Source organism: Chroococcidiopsis thermalis PCC 7203, assembly GCF_000317125.1.
In the GTDB taxonomy this organism is placed as follows: Bacteria; Cyanobacteriota; Cyanobacteriia; order Cyanobacteriales; family Chroococcidiopsidaceae; genus Chroococcidiopsis; species Chroococcidiopsis thermalis.
The window spans coordinates 3,504,803-3,517,118 of record NC_019695.1 but is presented as its reverse complement, the minus strand read 5'-3'; the positions used below and the strand labels follow the sequence as shown (position 1 = coordinate 3,517,118).

General features: G+C 44.7%; 12 protein-coding genes. 3 read left to right on the top strand and 9 right to left on the bottom strand.

Translation table 11 applies throughout. The features are described 5' to 3' along the window. Positions 1-165 precede the first annotated feature (165 nt). The 3 genes from CHRO_RS34380 (at position 166) to CHRO_RS15430 (ending at position 1,028) form a co-directional block, all read left to right on the top strand. Positions 166-288 (top strand): hypothetical protein, encoded by a 123-nt coding sequence (locus tag CHRO_RS34380; protein ID WP_281168572.1) that lies wholly within the window; start codon positions 166-168, stop codon positions 286-288. A gap of 31 nt (positions 289-319) precedes the next feature. Further along, positions 320-583: a transposase gene (locus tag CHRO_RS29700; protein ID WP_051033241.1), complete on the top strand. Its 264-nt coding sequence runs from the start codon at positions 320-322 to the stop codon at positions 581-583. A gap of 172 nt (positions 584-755) precedes the next feature. Then, positions 756-1,028, top strand: coding sequence for a hypothetical protein (locus tag CHRO_RS15430; protein WP_181824178.1), 273 nt, complete (start codon positions 756-758; stop codon positions 1,026-1,028). Positions 1,029-1,153: 125 nt separating this feature from the next. Here the strand turns inward: CHRO_RS15430 and CHRO_RS29695 are convergent, their stop codons facing one another. From CHRO_RS29695 to CHRO_RS15385, 9 genes are all read right to left on the bottom strand, one after another. Next, positions 1,154-2,989 (bottom strand): hypothetical protein, encoded by a 1,836-nt coding sequence (locus CHRO_RS29695; RefSeq protein WP_015155161.1) that lies wholly within the window; start codon positions 2,987-2,989, stop codon positions 1,154-1,156. A 365-nt stretch (positions 2,990-3,354) separates the two neighbouring features. Further along, positions 3,355-3,801: a hypothetical protein gene (locus CHRO_RS15420; protein WP_015155160.1), complete on the bottom strand. Its 447-nt coding sequence runs from the start codon at positions 3,799-3,801 to the stop codon at positions 3,355-3,357. Positions 3,802-3,807: 6 nt separating this feature from the next. Continuing rightward, a complete protein-coding gene (gene hpsJ-A / locus CHRO_RS15415) occupies positions 3,808-4,512 on the bottom strand; it encodes an HpsJ-like protein, cyanoexosortase A-associated (RefSeq protein ID WP_015155159.1) in 705 nt (234 codons plus the stop codon). A 76-nt stretch (positions 4,513-4,588) separates the two neighbouring features. After that, positions 4,589-5,593, bottom strand: coding sequence for an anthranilate phosphoribosyltransferase (gene trpD / locus CHRO_RS15410; RefSeq protein WP_015155158.1), 1,005 nt, complete (start codon positions 5,591-5,593; stop codon positions 4,589-4,591). A 78-nt stretch (positions 5,594-5,671) separates the two neighbouring features. Beyond that, positions 5,672-6,754 (bottom strand): 3-deoxy-7-phosphoheptulonate synthase, encoded by a 1,083-nt coding sequence (gene aroF / locus CHRO_RS15405; protein ID WP_015155157.1) that lies wholly within the window; start codon positions 6,752-6,754, stop codon positions 5,672-5,674. A 103-nt stretch (positions 6,755-6,857) separates the two neighbouring features. Further along, on the bottom strand, positions 6,858-8,093 hold the full coding sequence (gene trpB / locus CHRO_RS15400; protein WP_015155156.1) for a tryptophan synthase subunit beta: 1,236 nt from the start codon (positions 8,091-8,093) through the stop codon (positions 6,858-6,860). Between the two features lie 65 nt (positions 8,094-8,158). Next, positions 8,159-9,004: a tryptophan synthase subunit alpha gene (gene trpA / locus CHRO_RS15395; RefSeq protein WP_015155155.1), complete on the bottom strand. Its 846-nt coding sequence runs from the start codon at positions 9,002-9,004 to the stop codon at positions 8,159-8,161. An 80-nt stretch (positions 9,005-9,084) separates the two neighbouring features. After that, a complete protein-coding gene (trpC, locus tag CHRO_RS15390) occupies positions 9,085-9,948 on the bottom strand; it encodes an indole-3-glycerol phosphate synthase TrpC (RefSeq protein ID WP_015155154.1) in 864 nt (287 codons plus the stop codon). Positions 9,949-10,031: 83 nt separating this feature from the next. Then, complete coding sequence (locus CHRO_RS15385; protein ID WP_015155153.1) at positions 10,032-12,230, bottom strand: anthranilate synthase; 2,199 nt, start codon at positions 12,228-12,230, stop codon at positions 10,032-10,034. Between the last annotated feature and the right edge of the window lie 86 nt (positions 12,231-12,316).

The window sequence follows — 12,316 nt, the reverse complement described above, 5'->3', positions numbered from 1 at the left end:
TGCTAGAGCGAATGTTTAATATCTAAAGATCGAAGCAGTAATTGTGTCGTACTATTTGTAAGCAAATTTACAGTTACTTGCTTGTCTGATGAATCCTTAATCTTTCTTCTGTCACCTTAGCGGGAGAAAAATAGATGGTAAAACTTTCTCTTTCACTGCTAGAGCATGGTTGAGCCACGTCCTGCCGTTACTACTGTTGGCTTCGTCGATGATGAGTGCAATGACTACCAAGACCTGTTTGGCGATGTGCGGACGCAGCGCACCCCGTGGCAGGTGGAACAGATTTGAGCCAGGCGGTTAGAGTCGATCGAACAGTTGGTTGGAGAACGTTCAATCCAGCGCCTGTATTGATGCAACAGGCGATAAAAAAGCCGGAAAAACTACCGATTCTGTTGCCAAGCAATACATTGGTAACTTGGGTAAAACAGATCGTGGAATCGTGTCAGTCAACGCTGATGCAGTCGTAGATCACATCACGTACCCATTGCGATTGAAGATATTCAAACCACGCTCACGACTGCAACCGGGTGATGTATATAAAAGGCGCGCCCCAATTAGCGGTGGAAATTTTACAAGCACTTGAGGAATGGAAATTCCGCTCTTGTGCTAGTACTAGCAGACAGCTGATATGGAGAAAGTGGAGATGTGATTCACGAATTTCTTCGCTTAAAACTTCCTTTTCTGGTTGCAATTCGTAGTCCTCATGGTGTGCTACTAGTAGTAGCAGGTCAGAAAGTCCATTACAACCGAGCCGCGTGCATTCGTTCAAGCTCTCTCTCATCGACCAGATGAAACTCGCTAGAGAGCGCGAAATTGTCTTTAGCAAAGCCCGTCCAATCCGCTACTACGAAATCAGTCAAACAAACAGCCCAACTACAAATCCACTTGAGACTTGGTTTGTGATGACTAATCTACCTAAATCTTGGCAGTTACAATTGGGGAAACGCTATAGCCTTCGCGGTTGGATTGAGTATGGATTTAAACAGGTGAAAAATGAACAGGGGAAGGGCAGATTTTCGAGTCACTGACTATACCAGTATTGAGCGGTGGTGGGAAATAGTTTTGAGTGCCTATTTATGAATTAGTTGGCACGCAAATGACTTTCGCACCCCAGCCCAGACTCGTCATACTCAATTTACTTCAACTTCAATTTTTATTCTGCTAGTGTGACAGAAGAAAGATTAGTATTTGTGAGATCGGAGTTAAAAGCGGCGAGAAAATTCTCGCTATTGAAGAGGTTGCCTTCGGTAGTTTGAGTCAATTCTGTTTGTCCAGAAGGGGAACCGCTACCAAGCGACGTTAGTAAATCTTGTTTGATTTGTTCGGCTAAAGAGTTAATACTAATATCCAGCTCGGTATTGACTTCGCGATCGCTAAAAATGCTTTCATTGATGTCAATACTTGGAGTCGTTGTTGATGACTCGGAATTCCAACCACTACCGAGTAAACTCAAGAAATCTTTCCCGACTCGATCGATCAGCGAGTCAATACCTTGACTAAGTTGGTTGCTATCGGCATCGCTATTATAGAAATTTCCCAAACTACTGGTTAGCAAGCTGTCAACCTCATCGCTAATGGCATTGCGATCGGTAACAAACGTCCAATCGCTATTCCCAATAACTAGCTTCCCATCACCAATATCCTTGAAGCCATTGGCTAAAGGATTACCAATAACTAAGTTATCGTTACCGCTAAATCTGTTGCCATTACCAATCGTTGCATTGCCACTACCGAAATACCAGTTACCATTGCCAATCGTTGCATTTTCACTACCAAAATGCCAGTTGCCATTACCAACGGTTTTGTTGGCATCATCAAAGTACCAGTTACCGTTACCGATGCTTTCATTAGCATTAGCAAAAAGCCAGTTACCGTTACCAATGGTTGCATTCTCAGTTCCAAAATACCAGTTACCATTACCAACAGTAGCGTTATCGTTATTGTAATACCAGTTGCCGTTACCGAGAAGATCGTTGTAACTAGCAAAAAGCCAGTTACCGTTACCAACAACTTCATTACCACTACCATAATGCCAGTTGCCATTGCCAATAGTTCTATTATTAGTAGCACTAGCCGCACTTTCAGGATCGGCTAAATCGGCAAGACTCGTCAGCCAGTCACTATTATTAATAGGTATGGGTAGATTGTTAAAGGCAAGGTTACTATTACTATCGCTAGAAGACGAGTTATTATCAGTGGTTAAACCGTTACCTTTGAAGTATGCGATCGCACCTTGAAGAGTAGTATCGCTACCAAAAGGCGAGTTGCCTTCACTAGAAGAATTAAGATCGATTAATTGCTGCCAGTCTCCATTAGCAAATATCCAATTACCGCTACCAGTAATAGAATTGTTGTTGTCATGGTACGTGCTACTACCACTCGTACTCAGGTTATCAGTATTGATAAAAGGATTGCCACCTCCAGCAAACGGGTTACTATCTTCGCTACCTGTAGGCGGATTATTGCTGTCAGCAGAGGAAGCTGGACTGCCTTCAGAAGGACTACCAATACCGCTAAAGATATTAGTTAAACCTTCTTCGCCTGTAACTTCGCTTAAAGGACCAAATGGCGACTGTTGCAGTAGGTTATTTAAATCGGTAGAGGAAAGATCGTTTTGAGTCGGAACGAGATTATCGCTACTAGTAGTATTGTCTTCGCTAACTAGAGGGCTTTCAGCACTAGTAAATGGATTATCCTCTTCACCTGGATTAACACCACCAGCGAATATATTCCAAAAGTTATCACCAGCAAAAGGATTACCACCGTAAGCTAAATCGCTTTCTGAATTGGGATTGTCGCTAGCAAATGGATTCTCTGCATTATTGCTATCAGCAGCATCACCAACACCACTAAAAATATTAGCAAGATCCTCAACATCTAAGACTTCACTTAAGCGACCGAACGGCGATTGTAGCAGTAGTAAATCGTTTACGTCGCCCGAGGAACCATTGTTACCTGGTTCAAAAGAGTTAGACTCAGAGGTGGACATGAAGCTACTTCTCCTAATTACTAGTACAGAGTTCTAAGTGGCAAAAATATTCTATATATCCAGAAATTAATCAGTATTAATTGCTAATGCTTTGCGCATTATCTTTGCAAAAAATACTTGTCTTGCTATCAAAGCTGAGTTGCTAAGAGTTAGCACTTGAACTACGAATACAATTACAGGATTAATTAATACTGTATTTGATACTAAAATAGTCTATACTTCGTAAGACATGATTGTCAGTGACGAATCTTTCGAGCAATTTGTTATTTATTTTTTTCTAATCGATCTAAAATCAATAAGCTGCAAGTCATGATTTGCAGCTTATTGATTATTTTTACTTACGTCCTGCAACGCCTCTAATATGGTTATAGCCAAATTACCGAAGCTGAATTTGTGTCAAGACTGGCTTGGGCTTGAGGAGCATTTAGCAATAAATTATTGTACTCATCGCTATGAGGAACTACGATCGCGTCATTACTAATAGTTAAGACTTGACTCGGAGTAGCTGCACCGCTGAAATTCCACTCGCTACCAATCGGATCGGGAAAATTGCCACTATTCTGATTGTTCCCGTCAGCAAAGATATTCCAAAAGTTGTCACCAGCAAAAGGATTGCCACCGTAGAGGAAATCGTTACCCATAGGAGAAATATCCTCCTCGTTGGTATTGCGATCGAACGAATCGCTATTACCAAAAACGTTGCTCGACCTGTCCGGTTCGAGAGCTTCACTGAAGCGACTAGAAGGCGAACCTAGCAAAATATCGCTGTGATTACTCGTGCGATCGCTAGCAGCGCTACTATTATCCAACATACTATGTTATTCGTTTACGAGTGGCAGATTATTTCTGAGTTTTTGCTTTTTGGTTTGACTACCTTTCACTGTGTTGGCAGTACCGCGCCAAACCATTAGGAAAAAAGCTCCAGCAATTAAGGTTCCCAAGCCAGTTTTTATGACATTTTTTGTCAAGTTTAGACTATTGGCTGTATTTTGTGATGCTTGTGCTTGAAATTTCTGCTCAGACTTAGCAATTCCAGCTAGAATTTGACTTTTTAATTGCTGAGGATTTTGAGATGTTGGCGCATTAATTCGTAAATTAAACCGAGACAATGTATCTGTAATTTCTCGATCTGTTTGAGCTTGACTGAGTTGTTGCTTGATAACTTGAAGCTGTGCTGATTGTTGCGCGATTTGGCGATCGCCTCCTTCGTGTATGCGCCAAGCAGAACTGACAATTAAAGGCAGTAGCAATAGAAACAATATGCCAGCTACCAGAGCCGCTCTAGACAAAAACTTGAAAATTTTAAAGTTTTTCTCGCCAATTAAGAGAAATACTAATCCAATTAATGGCACAGGCGATCGCTCAACCAGATGGCTTGCCATTTGAAACTCCCACGCAGGATTGGTAAAACCTGGAGGAATAAAAATACTAATAATATCTAAAAGTGACAAAGCCAATAAGACATAACCAGCTATGCGAAAAAGCGGACTAAACCAAAATTCTTCACTACTAGATTGAGACATGAAAATTTACCTTTTTGAAGTCAAAAGTTAAAAGTCAGAAATCAAAAAATTAGAAATCAGGTATTGTAGGAGCGAGTCAATTATCGTACACACTCACTAAGTTATCAGTCATAATGAACTCGCGAAACTGAAGGAAATATGTCTTGGCAGTACCATCAATTAATGAATGTCTGCTAGTACAAATTGCTGATTCTATGTCGTAACTTTTGTCTACTAGATACAGTGCAAAAGCGGCATTTAAAGTGACGAGATCGACCAGTGCTTTTCGTCCCTGTCCGCTAAGAATAGCTAGAAATTCTGCGGCGTTATCTGTAGCATTGCCTCCAGCTAACTCCGATTCTGGGACGGTTTCCATACCAAAATCTTCAGGCACAATTTGCTTTGTACTGATGCGATCGCCCCGTACTTCTATAACTTGAGAAGCACCCGCTAAGGTGATCTCATCTAGTCCATCCGAACCAGTAACAACTAAAGCCTCTATCCCTAATTCCATTAAAGTTTCTGCAATAATTTGCGCTACTGCTGGATCGCCACAACCGACAAGTTGATGTTTGGGTTGGCTGGGATTGAGTAATGGTCCTAGTAGATTAAACACAGTAGGATAACCGACTTCAGCCCTAGCAGCTGCGATCGCCTTAAAAGCTGGATGCCAATCCCGGGCAAATAGAAAACTCAGCCCAGTCGTCGCTAAACTTTCAACAGCCCGCGCTGTCATCGCTGTTAGAGAAATTCCCAAAACTTCCAGCAGATCGCAGGAACCATTAGGTTTAACTGAGCCTCGATTACCGTGCTTAGCAACTCGAATCCCCAAAGCGGCGACAATAAATGCTGCTGTGGTAGAAACGTTATAGCGCGGTCGGCGCACCCCGCCAGTACCGACAATATCGAGATCGACATGACCGAAGTTTGCTCGCCGCCTTCTGTCCCAAAGGACATCGCGATATCCCAGGAGTTCTTGAGTTTGGGCATCGACTACTGGTCGAGTTTGCAAAAAGCTGACAATTTCATTGAACTCAGCTTCACCCGACAAGAGATATTCCATCACCTGACGTGCTTGTTCTCGCGATCGCGGTGTTTGCATGTGATTGGTAGTTGGTAATTGGTAATTGGTAATTGGTGGCTAGTCACTAGTCACTAGCCACCAGCCACTCCTCACTCCTCACTTTCCACTGACAACTGGTAACTGATAACTGTTAACTGATTCTTTAGTCCAGCGATTCATGGCTTTACCGACAACGGCGAGTTCTTGCATCAAGGAATCGAACCGTTCTGGAGTAAGTGATTGAGGTCCATCGGATAAAGCTTTGGCGGGATTGGGATGGACTTCGATCATTAACGAATCCGTACCTGCCGCGATCGCTGCCATTGCCATTGAGGGGACGTACTCGGCTTTACCCGTACCGTGGCTGGGATCGATCGCGATTGGTAGATGGGTGAGCGATCGCAACACGGGAATAACTGATAAATCGAGTGTATTCCGTGCATACTGGCGATCGAAACCGCGAATACCCCGTTCGCAGAGAATCACATTTGGGTTTCCTGCTGCCATGATATATTCGGCTGCCATCAGCCACTCTTCAATCGTGGCTGACATTCCCCGCTTGAGGAACACTGGTTTGTCCTGCGCTCCCACCTTCTTGAGTAGGGGAAAATTCTGCATATTTCTCGCCCCTACCTGCACGATATCTGCTACCGCTGCCACCTTTTCCAGATCGGCAGTGTCCATCACTTCAGTAATAATTCCTAAACCCGTTGCATCGCGGGCTGCAATAAGTAAATTTAAAGCACTCTCCCCATGTCCTTGAAATGCATAAGGGGATGTACGAGGTTTGTAAGCACCACCGCGCAGGAACTTTGCGCCTGCTGCCTTGACTCTTTGAGCAGTATAGACGATCATTTCTTCGTTTTCTACCGAGCAAGGACCTGCGATTGTTACGAGCGGGTGGTGTTCCCCAAAAGGGACGAAACCATTTGGAGTTGACACAACGACTTCGCTAGGTTCACCATGACGAAACTCGCGGCTGACGCGCTTGAATGGTTGTTCGACCCGCACGACTTGTTCGATCCAAGGACTGAGTTCTTGGACTCGGAACGGATCTAATTCAGCTGTGTTCCCAACTAGACCGAGAACAATTTTGTGTTTGCCAACACTTTTTTCTACTTTCAAACCCCAGCTACTTAACTCTTCAGAAATTCGAGCGATTTCCCCTTCTGGAGTACCGCTTTTCATCACTACGATCATGTTAATTTTCCTGCTAATTTTTTATTTGGTAATGGGTAATTGGTAGTGGTGCGTGGTGAATGTTTTAATTCCGAATTCCGAATTCCGAATTCCGAATTGAGTACTAGCTCCCAATCCCTAACTTCACGACAGTTTGTACGTCCTTATCGCCACGTCCAGAGCAATTGATGACAATACGCGGACTGCCACTTAATTGCGGACAGAGAATATCTAAATAGGCGATCGCGTGGGCAGTTTCTAGAGCTGGAATAATCCCTTCTAGTTGAGCCAAATTTTTGAATGCATCTAATGCTTGGGCATCCGTGACGCTGTAATATTCGCCGCGTCCGATATCCTTTAAATAGCTGTGTTCGGGACCCACACCAGGATAGTCTAGTCCAGCACTAATTGAATGTGCTTCTACAACTTGACCGTCTTCGTCTTGAAGTAAGTAACTCATTGCACCATGCAACACGCCGACTCGTCCTTGCGTGAGAGTTGCTGCGTGTTTTTCCGTGCTGACTCCTTCCCCAGCTGCTTCAACTCCAATTAACCGCACTGTTGGTTCGTTGACAAACTCGTAGAACATTCCAATTGCGTTAGAACCTCCTCCGACGCAGGCTAAGAGAATATCTGGCAACCCGCCCCATTTTTGCTGACATTGGGCGCGAGTTTCCGTACCAATAACAGCATGAAAGTCTCGTACCATCATCGGATAGGGATGAGGTCCAGCAACGGAACCTAAAATATAATGAGTTGATTCTACGTTTGTGACCCAATCCCGAATTGCCTCCGAAGTTGCATCTTTTAACGTTCCCGTACCTGCCTCTACTGGGCGCACCTCCGTCCCCATCAGCCGCATCCGAAATACATTTAGGGCTTGCCGTTCCATGTCGTGAATGCCCATGTAGACGATGCACTGCAACCCAAAGCGAGCGCAGACAGTAGCAGTTGCAACCCCATGCTGACCCGCTCCCGTCTCGGCAATAATTCTTTGCTTGCCCATCCGTTTTGCTAATAAAACTTGAGCGAGAGCATTATTAATTTTATGCGCGCCCGTATGGTTTAAGTCTTCTCGCTTTAAATAGATCTGCGCTCCCGTGCCATCGGGTCGCTGGTAGTGTTGGGTCAGACGCTCGGCAAAATATAAAGGGCTGGGTCTGCCAACATAGTCATGCAGTAGTTGTTGCAACTCAGCCTGAAAGCTGGGATCGACCCGATATTGCGCGTAGGCTGCTTCTAGTTCGGTTAGTGCAGGCATTAATGTTTCCGGCACGTACTTACCACCGAAACGCCCAAACCGACCCAAGGAATCGGGTTGTACTTGTGAAAGATTATTAGTTTCTTTGATGCTAACCACGGTTTTTATTGGTAATTGGTAATTGGTAGTTGGTAGTTGGTAAGTCGTAAGTTGGGTATTCGGAATCAACTCACAACTAACCCCTCGCTCCTCGCTCCTCGCTCCTCGCTTCTCACAGAAATTGCTGATTTTAGTTCTCGACATAATTGAGCGATCGCCTGCAATCCTTCAGTTGAGTTTGCGGCTGCTAAATGTTTGACAAAGGCACTACCGACGATCGCCGCATCTGCGCCCCAATCTTTGACCTGACGTGCTTGTTCGGCTCCAGAAATCCCAAAACCAACACCAATCGGTTTATCGGTAATGCGGCGCATGTCTGTTAGCAGAGTTTTTACCCGTTCTTGTAAGTGCGATCGCACTCCCGTTACACCCGTAACGCTGACAAGGTAGATAAAACCTTGCGATTGACGAGCGATCGCGGCTATCCTTTCGGGAGAGCTAGTAGGTGCTACGAGTAAGGTGGTCTCAATGCCAGAATCAGCCGCAGCTTGAATTAACTCTGTCGCTTCTTCTAGAGGTAAATCCGGCACGACTAACCCCCGCACCCCAGCGCTGGCAATTTGTTGGCAAAAGGCACGAACGCCTCGGTTTAAAATCGGGTTGTAGTAGGTAAATAAAATCAACGGTGCTTTGAGATTGGGGCTGACAGTTGCTACCATTTCTAGCACCTGCTCTAAGCGCGTACCTCTTTGCAACGCACGGGTTGCCGCTGCTTGAATTACAGGTCCATCAGCCAGTGGATCGGCATAGGGAACGCCCAACTCGATAAAATCCGCACCATTGCGATCGAGAGTATATAAAGCTTCAGCCGTCGTTTCTAAGTAAGGATCGCCAGCTGTAATAAAAGGAATCAAAGCACACTCTTGGCGGCTGCGTAGAGATTGGAAGCGATTTGAAATTATTTGGGTCATGGGTAATAGGTAATGGGTAATAGGTAAGTCGTAAGTCGTAAGTCGTAAGTTAGAAGTACCTAACAACTAGCAACTACCAATTACCAACTACCAGTCTTAGTATTCAATAAACTACGTACAGCTTGTTCTACATCGGGTTGTTTAACGAGTGACTCTCCGACTAGAACTGCACGAACGCCAGCGTTGGCAACCAGGGATAAATCTTCAGCTGTATGTAAGCCAGACTCGCTGACAACGGTAATGCCCAAATCGCTAATTTGTTGCCGACGCTGTGCCATTAGTAGCCGTGTTGTTTCCAAATCGACGTGAAAGTTTTCTAGGTTGCGATTATTAATTCCAATCAGGCGCACATCGGATAGTGCTAGTACGCGATCGAGTTCGTCAAGTGTGTGTACTTCAACTAAAGCAGTCATGCCCAATTCATGAGCAATTTTTAAAAAGTTTTGCAAACTACTATCTGATAAAATGGCTGCAATTAGCAATACTGCATCTGCTCCAGCAGCTCGCGCTAGATAAATTTGATACGGATCGATAACGAACTCTTTGCATAATAGCGGTAGTGCCACACTTTGCCGAATTTTCCGCAGATTGTCAAAACTGCCTTGAAAGAATTTGCGATCGGTCAAAACTGAAATACAGGTTGCGCCGCTTTGTTCGTATGCTTGGGCAATTTGTACCGGATCGAAGTCAGCACAGATAACTCCTTTACTTGGCGATGCTTTTTTGACTTCGGCAATCAAACTTGGTTGGCGATCGCTTTGCTCGATCGCCATCAAAAAGTCTTCTGCCCACGGTGTATCGTTGACCTGTTTTTGCAACTCAGCTAATGGCATATCTGCTTGCAGTTGAACAACTTCCTGCTGTTTATGCCACACAATTTCAGCCAAAATATGACGCGATTTACTGTTAGATGCAACCTGATGATTGATTTCGATAGTAGCCATTGAGAACTCGGTTGTGAGGAATAAGTCAAAAGTCAAAAGTTATTAAAATTAGTTACTAGCTACTCGCAATTACCCATTAACCATTACCCAACAACAACAGATTTTGATGCTTGAAGATTGGCATAGTTGCCAACAATATTTTTGACAATTTTTAAGCCGATGTCGCTGTTTAGGGTCATGATTGATTCGGGGTGAAACTGAACTGCGGCAATTGGCATTTCTCGATGCTCGATGCCCATAATTACATCATCATGAGAAATTGCTGTAACTTTTAAATCTGGGGGTAAGAGTTTCGGTAGCGCAAATAATGAATGGTATCTACCGACTTCAAAGGATGTGGGTAAGTTCTCGAACAAATGAGACTCTGAATCTGTAACAAAAACGCGAGAAACTTTGCCGTGTTGAGGATAATTCAGTACTCCTAGTTCTCCGCCAAAAGCTTCGACAATTCCTTGTAGTCCCAAACAAACGCCAAAAATCGGAATTCGTCGATTGACGCAGGCTAAAACTGTTTCTGGAACGCGAAAATCCTTGGGTCTACCAGGACCGGGCGAAAAAACTACCAAATCTGGACGCTCGGTGTCGAAAACTGTTTCGCTAAAGCCGTGGCGTAGCGTTTTGACGATCGCCCCAGTTTGACGAATGTAGTTGGCGAGGGTGTGAACGAAAGAGTCCTCGTAGTCAATCAGCAGCACGTATGGACGCTGTTGCGGGCGATCGCTGATTAATTCTTTTATTTCACTTGACAAATCATTACCGATTTGCTGGGCGCGGTTGATGGTTTCAAACATGGCAGCAGCTTTCGTAATAGTTTCTTGCGCTTCTGCCTCTGGAATTGAGTCATACAAGACGGTAGCGCCAACTCTGACTTCGGCGATCGCATCTTGCAATCTAATCGTGCGTAAAATCAGCCCTGTATTCAAGTTACCGTTGAAGTTTAACCAGCCAACTGCACCACCATACCAACGCCGAGAACTAGGTTCGTGCCGTTCGATAAACTGCATTGCTGCACGCTTGGGTGCGCCTGTCACCGTTACTGCCCAAGTGTGCGTTAAAAAGGCATCTAAGGCATCAAATTCCGGTCGCAGTTGTCCTTCTACGTGATCGACTGTATGAATTAGATGACTGTACAATTCGATTTGGCGGCGACCGATCACTTGCACCGATCCAGGTTCGCAAATCCGCGATTTATCGTTGCGATCGACATCAGTACACATCGTTAGTTCGGCTTCATCTTTGCGGGAGTTGAGCAACTGACGAATTTGTTCCGCATCTTCAATCGCATCCTGTCCGCGCTCGATCGTGCCGCTAATCGGGCAGGTTTCAATATGCTTACCTTCCACCCGCACGAACATTTCTGGAGAGGAACCAATTAAATATTCGTTACCTAAGTTAAAAATAAATCCGTAGGGACTGGGATTGACTTGCTGTAATGTTTGAAATAATTGAGCCGGAGATGCTTCGCAAGCAGCAAAAAAAGTTTGGCTGGGAACAACTTCAAATAGATCGCCTCTTTGAAAGTATCCTAGTGCTTCTCGTACCAGTTGAGCATATTCACCAGGGGCGCGATCGCAATCTTGGGTTGGAGTTAGATGTTGACCCTTGTAGTCCATAGATTCACCTGTACGCGGTAAACCTCTGGTGCTGCTGTTGTCTATCTCAAACTCATACTGATAGCGAAACGCCGTTTGTTGATAGCGATCGACAACGACGAGTTCATCTGGCAAATATAATACTAAGTCTCGTTGGTCTGTGGGACGAGAATGCAACTTTGGCATTGACTCAAACTGAAATACCAAATCGTAGCCGAATGCACCATACAAGCCTAAGCGATCGTCTTCGCTACTGTGGAAAGTATGTAACAACCGACGAATTACGGTGAAAACAGATGGTTGCCTGCTGCGTTCTTCCTCGGAATATATTCTTTCGGCTAATTTAACCGTGCCAACAATACAATTGTTTTCTAGCTGGACTGTTTCTAATTGTGCGTCTTCAGATAGACGCGCTGCCAAATATGGTAATAAAACCACGCCGCGATCGTTATGCGCCCTCAGAGTAAAAGTATTCTCGCGGGTAGCAAGTTCCAAGGGTGGATTGACAAAGCCAATCGCCCATCGCTTGTAACGCCCAGGATACTCATAGCTACTCGTCAATACCCCTCCCCGCTGAGAATTGAGTTGCAATAACACCTCTGCGATCGCAGAATCGACCGGAATCTCGGTGGTAGAGTAAGAAACGCGAATACCGCCTTCGGTTTTATAGCAATGGGAATCAGGTATCATACGGAGAGCTAAAAGATATTTGGGATGCAAACAGGGATTGATGGAGTGGCTAGTGGCTAGTGGAGCCAGTGGCTAGTGGCTGGATT